Raw genomic sequence first — 13,638 nt, 5'->3', positions numbered from 1 at the left:
CCGTGACTAAACGTTTCAATGATAACCTAATAGTCAATACGCAGTGTGCAACCGGTTGGATTGGCCCGAGCGTATTTTTGATCAATTTGATTACTGCACCAAATCCCAGCGTGGCTGACCGCCGAACCGTTCATGCATAAAATCAACCAGCAACCGGATACGCGATGACAGTTGCCGACTGGGCGGATACAGCAAATATAAAAACAGTTCCGGCGGCGTGTAATCGCACAAGATTGTCACCAGCCGCCCGGTTTGCAATTCCGGCCCGGCAATAAAGGTTGGAATTTCGGCAATCCCCAACCCGGCCAATGCGGCATCACGCAGGACTTCGGCATTGTTACAACAAAACACCCCATTAACCTGAACCGCAACCGGCCCATCCGGCCCGGTCATTTTCCAACTCGCCCCGGATGGCAGATTGCCGTAATGCAGGCAGGGCAATGTGGTCAGGGCCCGAATGTCATCTGGCTCCCCATGGGTGTGAATAAAGTCCGGCGACGCACATAAAACCCGCTTGATCGGAATGATTTCGTGATCAATCAGGGCCAGTGTTTCCGATGGTCGGCTGATGCGGACCGTCATGTCAAAACCATCGGCGACCGGATCGATAAAGTGATCATTTAGCGCCAGCTCGACCCGAATATCCGGATACAGACCAGCAAAATCGACCAATGCCGGGCCAAGATGCAAAGTGCCAAACGACATTGGCGCATTGATACGAATGTCACCAGACGGGGTTTCACGGCTTTCGCGAATGGATTCTTCGGCCTCCCCCAAATCGGCAAGGATCCCCTTGGCCCGCTGGTAATAGGCCTGACCACTTGGGGTGACTGAAACCTGACGGGTGGTTCTGTTTAACAACTGCACGCCAAGATCATCTTCAAGGGCCGCCACTGCGCGGTTTACCTGTGAGCGTGATTGACCAATCTTGCGCGCGGCCGCGGCAAAGCTGCCGTCTTCGACCACACGAATGAATGTTTGCAAACTAACCAGTTTGTCCATGGCTGCTCCTCATTCCCCCGCACATCACCCTCAATTGTCGCATAATATGCAACGCTGTGGGCATTATTACATGAATTGTCTCATTTTGTGAAAAGGGTATTGTGCTTCCAACACCACATCAACCCATGGAGGCAGACATGCTGACCAAAATAGACGCCAAAACACGTGGCCGCGCACAGTTTGGCTGGTTGGATTCCAACCACAGCTTTTCGTTTGGCCATTATTATGATCCCAACCGCATGGGATGGGGGCCGCTTCGGGTGATCAACGAAGACCGCGTCATTGCCGGGGCTGGTTTTGATACCCACGGTCACAAGGATATGGAAATCATTTCCTATGTGCTCGAGGGTGCGCTTGAACATAAAGACAGCATCGGCACCGGTTCTGTTATCCGTCCGGGGCGTCTGCAACGCATGACCGCAGGAACGGGCATTCGTCACTCGGAATATAACCACTCGAAAACCGATCCGGTGCATTTCCTGCAAATCTGGGTCATCCCCGAAGCCGCCGGACTTGAGCCGGGGTACGAGGAAAAGGAAATCACACGCGGTGATACCGGTTCTGGTCTATCGTTGATCGGGTCCCGCACGGGACGGGATGGCTCAATCACCATTCATCAGGATGTCGATCTGTATGTCGCGCATCTTAATGACGGGGAAAGTGCCAACCACAAGATTGCAAAAGGACGTCTTGCCTGGGTGCAGGTCGCACGCGGCAGTCTGACCGTAAATGGCGAAAGCCTGAACGCTGGTGACGGTGTGGCGATCAAGGATGAAGACGAACTTGTTTTCACCGACGCCACAAACGCCGAAGCCCTTGTTTTTGACATGGTCCCCTGATCCGCAACACCGGACAGGCGATATATTGGAGAACGTTATGAGTGAGTTTTCACATAACAAACCGCGTGCGATCATTCCGGCGCTTGAACCGCTATGGAATGTGCTTGAGCCCCTGTCGCCTGTCATCATTCGTGTGACAACCGGCCTTTTGATGGTGCCGCACGGCGCACAGAAACTGTTTGGTGCCTTTGGCGGCTATGGCCTTGAAGGAACAGCCGGTTGGCTTGAAAGCATGGGGTTTGTGCCGGGCTTTGCCTTTGCGCTGATGATCGGACTTCTGGAATTTGTCGGTGGCTTGATGCTGACAGTGGGGCTGTTGACCCGACCGGTTGCCGCAGCCGTTGTGGTCTTTATGGCGATTGCCGTCAGCACCCATTTGCCAACTGGCTATTTCTGGAACGAGGGTGGTTTTGAAATGCCACTGATGTGGGGTTTGCTGGCTCTGTCGGTTCTGATCCGGGGCGGCGGCAAATTCTCGGTCGATCAGAAAATTGGCTATGCCTTCTGATCCACGGATCGCCAAAGCCAACATATCTACTCAAAACGGGCGCCTGCAAAAGGTGCCCGTTTTTATTTTTATCCTCATTTGGGGGTATTGAGAACGTGCGGAAAGGTTGAAGATTACGTCATCGGCTACGCGACCATATGGTTGCTGCCATCACCCAACAAGGCCCGTGGAGACACCCATGACCGAACGTATATCCATCATCTTTGTCGATGATGATCCCAACGTTTTGAACGGCCTTCGCCGTCGAATGATAACTAAACGGCCAAACTGGACAATCGCGTTCTGTGGCAGCGCCAAAGACGCGCTGGATAAACTCGATCAGCAGCCCGCCGATGTGGTTATTTCCGACATGCGCATGCCAGTGATGGATGGTGCCGAATTCCTTAGGATCGTTGCAAAACGATTTCCACAAACATCACGTATCCTGCTGTCTGGTTATGCTGATGAGGCCGCAATTCAAAATGGCACCGCGGCCACCCATCATTTTCTTGCCAAACCGTGCACCGATACCGATATCATTCATGCCGTCGAACGCGGTCTGATTTTGCAGGCTTATCTGCGTGACCCGCAATTGCTCGATTTGCTGCAATGCATGCCCGACGATCAAATCTGGCCGCCGGTCTTTCACCGTCTCCATCTGATTTTGCAATTTCGCGGCCCACACAGTCATACGGAACTGGCTGACTTTGCCAATGATCACCCGGGCTTAACCGCCCTTGCCCGTGAACTGGCCCGTCGTGAAGGCCTTATTGCGCAAAACGCGTCCATCGATTTTATTGATCTGGTCGACATGCTGGGCTTTGAAAGCACCAAGGCACTTTGCATTCTCTGGGCCGAAATGGGCGCGCCCAACGGGCTTGCGATTAACCAAATTGATGTCAAACTTCATCGGTCCCTGATTCTGGGTCAAATCGCCGCCGACATTGCACGCCAACAAAACCATCCATCCGAATTTATTGACTATGTCCGGGCGGCGGCCTTGCTGTGTCATATTGGCGAAAACATCTTTGCGCGCATACGGCCTGACCTTTACGCATCAAGCCGCGAAACTGCGGACCGCGATACCTGTGACATCGTCTCAGCCGAGATCGCAGAAATCGGGATTGCCCATCCTGCCGTATCGGCATGCCTGTGCGCGCTTTGGGGATTCCGCCACGAAATTGTGGAAAACATTGCGTTTCATCACCGCCCGGAATCAGCCCCAACCCATCATTCGGAAAGTCTTCTGATGGTTTATGCCGCCCAGCATTTCGCCCGCAAAATCGGGACAGATGGTGCGGGCCGGGCCATGAAGTATGACCTAGCGACCGGATTTATTCATAAATGCCAGGCCGAAACCATTTGGCCGCAGTGGGAACAGATGTGCCTTGAACGCCATCTGCCCCAAGAACGGATCGCAGCCCGGTAAGCTTTGGCGGCGTGTTTAACGCAACAGCAGGCCCAGATCACTTGGCCCTTCGTGGTCGGTCTGGCGGCTGACCGCGTCATCCTGATCGGGTTTTGGCAATCGGATCACGAATTCTGCCCCGCCGTGATAATCGTCTGACAGGGTCAAATCGCCGTTAAAATCATCCTGAAGAAGCTTGCGACAAATCGGAAGCCCCTGCCCGGTACCAACACCGCGTTCCTTTGTGGTAAAGAAATAATCGAAAATCCGGTCGCGCACTGTGTCGGGAACCCCCCCACCATTGTCGCGCACATGGATATAGACATTTCTGTCATCGGATTTGACCACAAGATCAATTCGGCCACGGCGCTGACCAGTTTCCTTAATCGCCTGCGACGCATTGACAATAAGGTTGATCAAGGCCTGAGACAGATGGTTGCGACGTCCATTGATTTCGGTGACATCGGTTTGCATACCGACTTCAAGATCGGCGATGTGTTTAACCTCATTGCGCGTCAATGTGATGGCCGTATCGATTTCTTCGGTGATTGAAATCCGTTCGACAATATCGGTCGCGGGATGGGCAAATTTGCGAATGCCCCGGACAATTTCAGCAATGCGGTCAAGACCCTGAATGCTTTCATCAATCGCCATCGGGACTTCTGCGGTCAGAAAATCAATCTTGCCCTTATCAAGATCAAGCCGCGCGTCGTCTGCCGGATTGTCGCGTTTGATCGCGCCCATCAAATCAGCAAAGCTGTCAGACAGGAATTCAAGATTGTTCTGGATATATTGCGCCGGTGTATTGATTTCATGGGCAACGCCCCCCGCCAGCGTCCCAAGCGCATGCATTTTGGCGTAATCGGCGGCTTCTTCGATGACTTGCTGTTCCTGACGGGCTTTCTGTGCGGCGATATCCGCCGCAAAGGCGCGCTGGCGCTGGCGGATCATAAATAACCCCAAAAGCCCCATGGCAAACACGCCAAAGAAGAACAGATAAGACAATGTCTCGATATCGTTCTTCACCCCGGAAATATTATTGGTGTTATAGACCGAGACAAAATTGGTGGTCCGCACCACCGCCTGCTGAAGCGGATCACCCAAAGGTTCGAGCAACCGGGCCAGTTCGGTAATCAGTTCATGCGGTTCGCTCATCACGACGATTTCATCATCAATCACCACGATCTGCTTTTCGAGTGTTGCGATCAGGTCGGTGACTTCGGGTACGGAAAACAGCACGGTAAAACCATCCCCGTCGCGCAACAAAAAGACACGGCTGACCAAAAGCTCATAGCCGAGCATGATGTTTTCGACGGCTTCGTCGGTCACCTCGGGTGCTGCCAATGCGGCCTGAATATCGCGTTGCAGGACAAGATACTGTCGCTGGACCTGAAACACCGCCCAGACGAAGTTTTCACGATAAGTAAACCGTTCATCTTCGAGTTTATGGACGATTGATGTCGACAGAACCGCGTACAGGATCAGAAACAAGACCAGGACGGCAAATACCGTCCGTCCCGAAATCTTGGCAAAGAATGATTTAGTTTTGGCCATCAATCGCTTTCACCTGCCAGACGGAATAGGCCCAATATGCATCGGTCTGGAACCGAACATCCTTGTCATAGGGGAAGACAACCCAGAACGGACCTTTTTCACGGACCGACATCTCAGCATCATTCATATGATAGGCAAGGATCGCCCCATCGGTCCGCAAAACATTGGCGGGCACCATGACACTGTAATCATTAAGTGCTGAAACCCGAACTGTATCTGCATCAATGCCCGCGGTATCAAGCAGCAGTTTAAAATCCACACCGCGGAATTTTTGAATCCCGCTGGTCCATGGCGTCGAGGTATAAAATTCAGTTACCGGCATTTCCATCAGCTTTTCCATGGAAATCGTTACCGATGTACCGTCTGTCTTGGCCAGTGTCACACTGCTGCCAGCCTTTGCCGGCGTTGCATACAGGCCGGTCACCGCAACAAACATTACAAGCAGTTTCACCCAGCATTTCATCTTCATAACCCTACTCCCATACATGTTTTAAGTCTGAGCCGAACGTCCTTTCGCAATGGCCCGGATATCGTTTTGATACTTTAACCATCAACCAGAGGCACTCAACGGCACCGCAACCGCGGCTTCCCATTCTTCAAGTGAGACCGGCCCGCCAAGATAGAAACCCTGTAGTTCCGTAATCCCGTAGATCTGTAACTTTTCGACAAGTTGACGATTTTCAATACCCTTGCCCGAAATCGACAGACCCAGCTTGGAACAAACCCGCGCAATCCATTCAACAAAGGCATCATCGAGAAAATCGGTCATGATGCCGCCAATCAGATCCCGATCCAGCTTGATGCCAGCAAAGACTTCATGACGCAGCAATTCTAGCGAATTGTTCCCCGAACCAAAATCATCAATCAACAAGGCAATACCGCGTTCGCGCAGGCGACAAGCACTTGCAAGCAAATCATGGTCATCTGGCTGAATTTGACGTTCAGGTACTTCAAAAGTCACACCAACCCCGCGCATGCGCATTTTTTCATAAAACCGGATGAGCAGCTCAAGAAACTTGGGATTTCTAAGCGAATAGGCCGAAACATTGACCGCAACGCTGGCCGCATCTTCCATCAGCGCGCGATACCGCGGCGCTTGATCAATCATCAGTGCCATCAACTGGCTGGTCAGACGATCGATCACCGGATGATCCCAGCAGGCCTCGAAAATCTCGTCGATGCCAAATTCTTTCTCAAGCGATGGCATACGGCACAGGAGCTCGCTGCCACATAGCGCAAGGTCGCTTGCCCGGAAACGGGGCTGTAAAACCGTGCGGAAATCAGCACGATCAATCGCCGCACTGACCATTGCTGGCGAAATTCCCGTCGCAGTCGCGGGCTTTGGCGCCGGGCATTTGGTTTGAATGACCCGCTCAATCGCATCCTTAAGAACGGCAACCGACACCGGCTTGGCCAAAACACGGGTCACCATGGCCTGATTGATGGCCTCGCGCAGCGAGATGTTTGAAACGTTCCCCGACAGCAAAATACGTGGGACAGTCGGTGCTGTGCGGGCCGCCTTTTTTAGAAACCCAATCCCGTCAAGGGTCGGCATCACGAGATCGGCAATAATCAGATCGATCTGGGCGCGGTTGTTCACAAGCCATTCAAAGGCGGCTTCTGGATCTGTATGAGTGACGAAATCAAAACTGCCCGACAGGGTGCGGCGCACCGCAGCCAGCAGCTTTTCATCATCATCAACCATCAAAATGACAGGACGTGTCAAACCAACCACTTCCATAAATGGAAACTCCAGACGTCTCAAAAAATTCAGTTTGTTTCTCGGATACGGCATTTGATATCGGCAGATATCAGTGCCAATGCTTTGATGCTGCCAAGAATAGTGTCAGAGTAGCTTGTCCAATATCCCCATTTGTGGAGGGCACTTTCTGATGGTTGCCAAAACGCCGGTCCGAATTGCCTTTGTCGATGATGACGAAAACCTTTTGTCATCGCATCGGCGCAACTTTGGCCGTCTGATGCCCGAATGGGATGGCGTGTTTTTTGGCGATCCTTTTTCCGCACAGGATGCCATCACGACACAGCCCAATATCGTCGCCGCGGTCATTGATATCCACATGCCGGGCATGACCGGGCTGGAACTGGCAACGCACCTGCGCAAAACACGTGATGATCTGATTATTGTCATGCTGACCGGCTATGCCGATTTGCAATCGGCATTGATGGCGGTCAATGAACTTGGCGTGTACCGGTTTTATCCCAAACCCACCAACCTTCAGACGATCTTGGGCGGAATTGCAGATGAACTCAAACGCCGTGATGAGCAAAGCGAAGAGTCCCTGCCCACCGCATTTCTTGACCTGTTTCAACTGGGTGTGGTGGCCATTGATGAAACACAGACGATATCGCACATGAATGCCCAGGCCGCCGAGGTGATGCGCACATCATCGCTGGTGCGGATCGGCACGCAAAACAATCTGGTTTTCACGCCGATGCCCGATGGGCTCGATCATTTTTTACATCCTCCCACCAACCTTGCGCCGCGCCGTCAACAAAGTTTTTCGTTGGAACATGACGAGGAAAAGCTATCGCTTTTTGTTCGCCGGATGGACAAGAGGTCCGATGGGTTGGCAAGCTTTATGGTCATTCTGGTTGACCCGCAACAGCAATGCCCGCCGGCCATTGATGATCTGATGGACCTGTTTGGCCTGACCCGTTCAGAAGCAAAATTAACCCAAAAACTCGCAGAAGGACTTTCGCTTGATCAGGCGGCCGAACTGGTTGGCATTTCGCACAGTTCTGCGCGGACGTATCTTAAAACCATCTTCTCGAAGATCGGGGTCAACCGGCAGCCACAACTCATGAAAGCGGTTCTATCCACCATCCCGTCTTTGCGATCCTGAACACGGATAACGGCGAAGATATTTTCTGACAAGACCAAAGACCCGCAACATATCATGTTGAAATACATCATTTTTGCACTACCCTGAGTTTAACATGCTGCTATGCTGCATTAGGGAAATGTGAGGGCATCAAGGGGTTGGCTGTCGTCAAAACAAATCCATCGCGGTCCTGTGTCATATGCCCGCGATTATCCGTGCGGCGGCCAAAGCCGGTGTGTTCACCGCACCCATACCTCAAACGGTGTTGCGATCTATTGCTGGCAAGCCTCGCCGTTGTTGCCTGTGCGCCACTCATGCTGTGTGTCTATGGTCTGATCCGGAGTTGCGGCTTTAGACAGCCGATTTTTACCCAGAAACGCGTCGGACAGAACGGGAAGATTTTTACCATCTTCAAATTCCGGACCCTGCGCGCGCGCCCTCACCAATCGCAAGATTTCTTACCTGATCACGGGTCAAAATCGATCCTGTCGTTGCTGAGATGCAGTGGGCTTGACGAACTGCCGCAACTTTTCAATATCTTGCGCGGGGACATGTCGCTGGTGGGTCCAAGACCCCATACAATTTCCGACCATATTCTTTTTGCATCCATACTGCCCGAATACGAAGACCGTCTTGCAGTAAAGCCGGGCTTGACCGGCTGGGCGCAAATCCGGGGCTGGCGGGGTCCCGTCACATGCCAGCACCATCTGGCCGAACGTGTGGCCCATGATCTTGCCTATATTTCAAAGCAGCATTTTCTCTTTGATCTGGCTATTCTGATCGGCACGGTTTTGCTGCCATTAACCGCATCGACAAAGCGCCCAAGGCTTCTTCAGACCAGGGATGTGACCTGATGGCGGCCGGGCGTTTGATAATTACGGTATTTGCGCCGGTTTTAGCCCTTTCACTTGTCCAGACATCGGGACACACGCAAACCAACACGCCATCTGAGGACACCGGCATACGAATGGGTCGGTTTGTAATATCGCCCGATGTTTCTGTCCGCGAACGGTTTGATGACAACATCTATCTGACAGACGACGCTCCGACGTCAGATGTCATCACCGAAATCGCACCGCGTTTACGCCTGCAATCTGAATGGCGTTACCTGAAACTTTACATGGGGGCCGGTGCGGAACTTGGGTTTTATGCCGATTCTGACGACGACAATTATCAGGATGCCGATGTCCGTAGCGGCATCGCGCTTGATATCGGCCCCAATACCGTTCTTGACGGCACATTTGAATGGCACCGCGCCCATGATGCCCGCGGGGGAAATGATGTCCCCACTGGCGCAACCAAACCGGTTGTCTTTAACGATGTACGGGCAAGCCTTAACGCGCAACACATCACCCAGTATCTGCATTATCAGACCGAACTGGCCTTGCGCCGTCTGGATTTTGATGATGCCACCGACCAAAATGGCAATCGCATTGCCAATGATGATCGCAACCGGGTTGAAACCCGTGAAACCATCCGGGTGTTGATGCCCCTTGATCTGGGGCGTGAGGCCTATGGCGAGTTTAACCTCAATCAACGCCAATATGACCGGACCCCCGATGATGACGGCCGGGTACGTGATTCTGCCGGGTTTCAGATGCTGGGGGGACTGCGATTTGATCTGACCAATCTGATCACAGCCGACGTTGCCGCAGGCTGGATGACCCAAAGTTACGCCGATCCAGCATTTGGCAATATTGCCGACTATACGCTGCGCGCCAATGTGAATTGGGCTGTCACACGGCTGACTGGCATCGGTGTCAAAGCCGCGCGTCAAGTCCGCGAAACAACCCTGCCCGGGGCAAGTGGTATTCTGGCCTTTGACTTTGGCGCAACCGTTTCACATGAATTGCGCCGCTTTCTTTCGATCACAGCAGACGCACATTATACCGACGAAGCGTTCCGACAAACCACGCGCCATGACCGCACGACGGGCGTCGGGTTGGGCATGACATATCAGCTCAACCGTTTTACCCGGTTTGATGCCGGGATTGCCCATGACATGCGAAACTCGACCAGTTCGGGTCATGACTATCGCCGTTTTCAAACGCAATTCAGCCTCAAGCTGGAGATGTAGAATGCTTAAACACCCAAACGCCCTTTTGATGATGGTTCTGGCTTTCTTAACCGTGCTCTCGGGCAGCGCAATCCCGGCAGCACATGCCCAAACCATTTATCACATCAATTCGGGGGATACGGTCCGTGTGACGGTGTTTGGTGAAGCAGACCTATCGGGTGAGTTCACCGTCGATGCCAACGGACGGATCAATATGGCGTTGATCGGGTCGGTCGATGTTCGCAACCTGACGACCGACCAAACCCGACAGAAAGTCCATGATGCCTATCAGGACGGCTATTTACGCCAGCCCGACATCGCGGTTGAAATCATTGCCTTTCGGCCGTTCTTTATCGTCGGCGAGGTCAATAAACCCGGCTCCTATGACTATGTGCCGGGGATGAATGTGCTCAATGCCATTGCACTTGGCGGCGGCATGACCTATCGCGGTGATGAAGATGACGTCGAAATCCTGCGCGGAAATGACACTGACCGCATTGCCATAACCGCAACTCTGGCCACCATCGTCATGCCCGGCGACATCGTTCGGATTGCTGAACGATATTTTTAGGCTCAAGACCAAAACACTTCGAACCAACATCTTTACGATACATCCTGCTGTGGATTTAGCGCCAAAAGCTCCCGTCTTTGGAAACCTTCGACAGCGCGTTGAATTTTCCCGGTGTTTTCGATCCTGATATCTTTACCTTTGCCCCTGATCCGTGATGAAATCGCCGTTGCGCATCCACCGCGCCAACAACAAGCAAAACCCATTAAGGCAATAGCCCCACCATACGGAGTTCTTCACACATGTCGGCGAAAACGCAAATGCGCCACGGCGGACGTATTCTGGTTGATCAACTGGCCCTGCATGGGGCGGAACGCGTCTTTCTGGTGCCCGGCGAAAGTTATCTGGCGGTTCTCGATGGTCTTGTTGATCATCCCGACATTGATCCGATCATTTGCCGTCAGGAAGGCGGGGCCGCCATCATGGCCGAGGCGCATGGCAAACTGACCGGAAAGCCCGGCATTTGCATGGTCACCCGTGGCCCCGGTGCGACCAATGCGTCGGCGGGTGTGCATGTCGCCCATCAGGACAGCACACCGATGATCCTGCTTGTCGGGCAGATCGGACGCGACATGGTCGACCGTGAAGCATTTCAGGAAGTCGATTACCGCAAGATGTTTGAACCGCTGGCAAAGTGGGTCGGGCAGATTGATGACATCAACCGCATCCCGGAATATCTTAGCCACGCCTATCACATCGCCACATCGGGTCGCCCCGGCCCGGTGGTACTGGCCCTGCCCGAAGACATGCTGTCGTCCGAGGCCGAGGTTGCGGACGCCAAACCATATGTCCCGATTGAAGCCAAAACAGCCCCTGAAGACGTCGCGCGGTTCCACAATGCTCTCAACTCGGCAAAGCAGCCGGTGATGATTGTCGGGGGTGGCGGATGGACCCGCGAAACCACGGAAAACCTTAAATCGTTTGCACTTCGAAACAATGTTGCGATTGCCACCAGTTTCCGCTGTCAGGACTATATCCCCAACACCCACAGTCACTTTATCGGTGATGTTGGCATCGGGATTAACCCCAAACTGGCCGCGTTCATCCACGACAGTGACCTTGTGATTCTGGTCGGATCGCGCATGGGTGAAATGACGAGTAGCGGCTATAGCCTGCTTGAAATTCCCTGCCCGCGCCAAAAACTGATCCATGTATATGCCGGACCAGATGAATTGGGCCGCGTCTATCGCCCTGATATCGCGATCAATGCATCGCAACGATCGTTTATCCGCGCCATTGCCATGATGGAACCTGTCGATGGCAGTGCGCGTGACGCCCAGATCGAAGCCGCCCATGCGTCTTATCTTGCCTTCTCAACCCCGGTGGAAACGCCCGGTGATGTTAAAATGGCACATGTGGTGGCGACGTTGCGCGAAAAGCTGCCCGAAGACGCGATTGTCACCAACGGGGCGGGCAATTATGCCGCCTTCCTGCATCGTTTCTTCCGCTATGGTAAATACCGCACCGAACTGGCCCCGACATCAGGATCGATGGGCTACGGCCTGCCGGCATCGGTCTCGGCCAAGTTGGCCCATCCGGACCGGCCGGTGGTCTGTCTTGCCGGGGACGGGTGCTTTTTGATGCATGGGCAGGAATTTGCAACGGCTGTGCAATATGGTGCCAATATCATCACACTTGTGGTCAATAACGGCATGTTTGGCACCATCCGCATGCATCAGGAACGCAATTATCCCGGCCGTGTGTCGGGGACTGAATTGCATAACCCGGATTTTGCCGCCTATGCGGTTGCCTTTGGCGGATATGGGGAAACCGTGACACGAACCGAGGATTTCGGCCCGGCCTTTGACCGTGCGGTCGCATCCGGCAAACCCGCAATCCTTGAAATTCAGGTTGACCCACAGGCCCTAACGCCAATCAAAACCCTTGATCAAATCCGCACCGGCAGTTGATCATTTCGAAAAGGCAATAAGGCAGATCAGCCTTTCAAAAGGCTGATCTCACCACTTTCCAATCCGGCCTTAAGCAGATCGACAGCACGGCTCAGCTTTTCATCGATCACATGTAAATATGCCGTCCAGTCCGACAGCTTGGAAAGCTCTTCCTTGCCATCGGAAATCCCGCGAAGCCCGATCAGCGGCACGTCAAACTTCTGACAGGCCCGCAAAATGGCGAAACTTTCCATATCGACCATATCGGCATCAATCGCGTCATAAGCCGCCCCCGACACCACATTGGCCCCGGTCGACAAACGGGCTTCGGGAATACCGGGAATACGATGAGGCAACATGATCTCGGCCGGGAAATCGACAAACGGCGTGCAGCCCTTTTCAAACCCCAGCACGGATGCATCCATATCGCGGTAGGATACGGAAATCGCCTGATAAACCTCGGCCTGCTCCAACGTCCGCGACCCGGCCGATCCCAGCGTCACGACAAGGTCAGGCAGGTCTTTGGCATTTTCCAGCTCCGCCAACGCCACCGACAGATTAATCGCCGCCTCAACCGGCCCCACCCCGATCATCAAGGGTGTAAAGCGCTGTTTGAGAAAATCCCCATATTCCGCCGGTGCCGCCATCGAAAACAGCACATTGTGGCCTGCAAAATCATGAAGATATCCGCGCATCAAACTAACCCTGTCCATAAACTTGTAAGGACGTGCAGATTAGCCCCAGACACACGAAATAGCAGCCCCAAAAGGAGCATCGGTTCTTAGATTTTCTTGGAAATTGGCGCACCCGACAGGATTCGAACCTGTGGCCTCTGCCTTCGGAGGGCAGCGCTCTATCCAGCTGAGCTACGGGTGCGCAATATGTGGGGCCATGTCTGGATCAAGTGGCCCGAGCGGTTTGGGTGATACAGGTTTTATCCCCGGCGGGCAAGGATTTTTGCGGGTTGCTGTTCACCAAATCCGGTGCCGAGC

Annotated in this window: 13 protein-coding genes and 1 tRNA gene; 8 read left to right on the top strand and 6 right to left on the bottom strand. The window is 53.4% G+C overall.

The annotated features are described in order from the left end of the window. Positions 1-90: 90 nt before the first annotated feature. Positions 91-1,002: a LysR family transcriptional regulator gene (locus COO92_RS09310; protein ID WP_101301572.1), complete on the bottom strand. Its 912-nt coding sequence runs from the start codon at positions 1,000-1,002 to the stop codon at positions 91-93. A 137-nt stretch (positions 1,003-1,139) separates the two neighbouring features. On the opposite strand from COO92_RS09310, the gene COO92_RS09305 reads away from it, so the two are divergent. The 3 genes from COO92_RS09305 to COO92_RS09295 all read left to right on the top strand — a co-directional run bounded on the left by COO92_RS09305 (position 1,140) and on the right by COO92_RS09295 (position 3,757). Next, entirely contained in the window at positions 1,140-1,841 is a 702-nt protein-coding gene (locus COO92_RS09305) for a pirin family protein (protein ID WP_101301570.1), read from the top strand. Between the two features lie 37 nt (positions 1,842-1,878). Continuing rightward, positions 1,879-2,349, top strand: a complete 471-nt coding sequence (locus COO92_RS09300) for a DoxX family protein (RefSeq protein ID WP_101301568.1) — start codon at positions 1,879-1,881, stop codon at positions 2,347-2,349. A 178-nt stretch (positions 2,350-2,527) separates the two neighbouring features. Then, positions 2,528-3,757, top strand: a complete 1,230-nt coding sequence (locus COO92_RS09295) for a response regulator (RefSeq protein WP_101301566.1) — start codon at positions 2,528-2,530, stop codon at positions 3,755-3,757. Between the two features lie 15 nt (positions 3,758-3,772). Here COO92_RS09295 and COO92_RS09290 read toward each other — a convergent pair whose 3' ends face one another. The 3 genes from COO92_RS09290 to COO92_RS09280 all read right to left on the bottom strand — a co-directional run bounded on the left by COO92_RS09290 (position 3,773) and on the right by COO92_RS09280 (position 7,016). After that, the gene (locus COO92_RS09290; RefSeq protein WP_101301564.1) at positions 3,773-5,290 is read right to left on the bottom strand and encodes a sensor histidine kinase; all 1,518 of its coding nucleotides are present in this window, start codon (positions 5,288-5,290) and stop codon (positions 3,773-3,775) included. Continuing rightward, on the bottom strand, positions 5,277-5,759 hold the full coding sequence (locus COO92_RS09285) for a putative pterin-binding protein (RefSeq protein WP_101301562.1): 483 nt from the start codon (positions 5,757-5,759) through the stop codon (positions 5,277-5,279). Before COO92_RS09285 ends, COO92_RS09290 begins: the two co-directional genes overlap by 14 nt. 81 nt (positions 5,760-5,840) lie before the next feature. Beyond that, on the bottom strand, positions 5,841-7,016 hold the full coding sequence (locus COO92_RS09280) for an EAL domain-containing response regulator (protein WP_165792309.1): 1,176 nt from the start codon (positions 7,014-7,016) through the stop codon (positions 5,841-5,843). 166 nt (positions 7,017-7,182) lie between these two features. On the opposite strand from COO92_RS09280, the gene COO92_RS09275 reads away from it, so the two are divergent. The 5 genes from COO92_RS09275 (at position 7,183) to COO92_RS09255 (ending at position 12,667) form a co-directional block, all read left to right on the top strand. Continuing rightward, on the top strand, positions 7,183-8,154 hold the full coding sequence (locus COO92_RS09275) for a DNA-binding response regulator (protein WP_101301558.1): 972 nt from the start codon (positions 7,183-7,185) through the stop codon (positions 8,152-8,154). A 194-nt stretch (positions 8,155-8,348) separates the two neighbouring features. Then, a complete protein-coding gene (locus COO92_RS09270; RefSeq protein ID WP_338063611.1) occupies positions 8,349-8,987 on the top strand; it encodes a sugar transferase in 639 nt (212 codons plus the stop codon). Then, a complete protein-coding gene (locus COO92_RS09265) occupies positions 8,987-10,210 on the top strand; it encodes an outer membrane beta-barrel protein (protein ID WP_101301555.1) in 1,224 nt (407 codons plus the stop codon). Before COO92_RS09270 ends, COO92_RS09265 begins: the two co-directional genes overlap by 1 nt. 1 nt (position 10,211) lies before the next feature. Further along, complete coding sequence (locus COO92_RS09260) at positions 10,212-10,760, top strand: polysaccharide biosynthesis/export family protein (RefSeq protein WP_101301553.1); 549 nt, start codon at positions 10,212-10,214, stop codon at positions 10,758-10,760. A 239-nt stretch (positions 10,761-10,999) separates the two neighbouring features. Then, the gene (locus COO92_RS09255) at positions 11,000-12,667 is read left to right on the top strand and encodes a thiamine pyrophosphate-binding protein (RefSeq protein ID WP_101301551.1); all 1,668 of its coding nucleotides are present in this window, start codon (positions 11,000-11,002) and stop codon (positions 12,665-12,667) included. A 26-nt stretch (positions 12,668-12,693) separates the two neighbouring features. Here the strand turns inward: COO92_RS09255 and COO92_RS09250 are convergent, their stop codons facing one another. Both COO92_RS09250 and COO92_RS09245 read right to left on the bottom strand, forming a co-directional pair. After that, positions 12,694-13,341, bottom strand: coding sequence for a 5'-methylthioadenosine/S-adenosylhomocysteine nucleosidase (locus COO92_RS09250; protein ID WP_101301549.1), 648 nt, complete (start codon positions 13,339-13,341; stop codon positions 12,694-12,696). A gap of 104 nt (positions 13,342-13,445) precedes the next feature. After that, positions 13,446-13,522: transfer RNA gene (locus COO92_RS09245), tRNA-Arg, on the bottom strand. Positions 13,523-13,638 lie beyond the last annotated feature (116 nt).

Origin of the sequence: Thalassospira lohafexi (genome assembly GCF_002844275.1) — a bacterium.
Lineage (GTDB): Bacteria > Pseudomonadota > Alphaproteobacteria > Rhodospirillales > Thalassospiraceae > Thalassospira > Thalassospira lohafexi.
This window is presented reverse-complemented; position numbering and strand designations above follow the sequence as displayed.

What these genes read in the sequence shown, in the direction of transcription:
- COO92_RS09310 (WP_101301572.1), bottom strand. Translation starts at nt 1,002, where the DNA reads ATGGACAAACTGGTTAGTTTGCAAACATTCATTCGTGTGGTCGAAGAC.
- COO92_RS09285 (WP_101301562.1), bottom strand. Translation starts at nt 5,759, where the DNA reads ATGAAGATGAAATGCTGGGTGAAACTGCTTGTAATGTTTGTTGCGGTG.
- COO92_RS09290 (WP_101301564.1), bottom strand. Translation starts at nt 5,290, where the DNA reads ATGGCCAAAACTAAATCATTCTTTGCCAAGATTTCGGGACGGACGGTA.
- COO92_RS09260 (WP_101301553.1), top strand. Translation starts at nt 10,212, where the DNA reads ATGCTTAAACACCCAAACGCCCTTTTGATGATGGTTCTGGCTTTCTTA.
- COO92_RS09295 (WP_101301566.1), top strand. Translation starts at nt 2,528, where the DNA reads ATGACCGAACGTATATCCATCATCTTTGTCGATGATGATCCCAACGTT.
- COO92_RS09300 (WP_101301568.1), top strand. Translation starts at nt 1,879, where the DNA reads ATGAGTGAGTTTTCACATAACAAACCGCGTGCGATCATTCCGGCGCTT.
- COO92_RS09250 (WP_101301549.1), bottom strand. Translation starts at nt 13,341, where the DNA reads ATGCGCGGATATCTTCATGATTTTGCAGGCCACAATGTGCTGTTTTCG.
- COO92_RS09255 (WP_101301551.1), top strand. Translation starts at nt 11,000, where the DNA reads ATGTCGGCGAAAACGCAAATGCGCCACGGCGGACGTATTCTGGTTGAT.
- COO92_RS09265 (WP_101301555.1), top strand. Translation starts at nt 8,987, where the DNA reads ATGGCGGCCGGGCGTTTGATAATTACGGTATTTGCGCCGGTTTTAGCC.
- COO92_RS09275 (WP_101301558.1), top strand. Translation starts at nt 7,183, where the DNA reads ATGGTTGCCAAAACGCCGGTCCGAATTGCCTTTGTCGATGATGACGAA.
- COO92_RS09305 (WP_101301570.1), top strand. Translation starts at nt 1,140, where the DNA reads ATGCTGACCAAAATAGACGCCAAAACACGTGGCCGCGCACAGTTTGGC.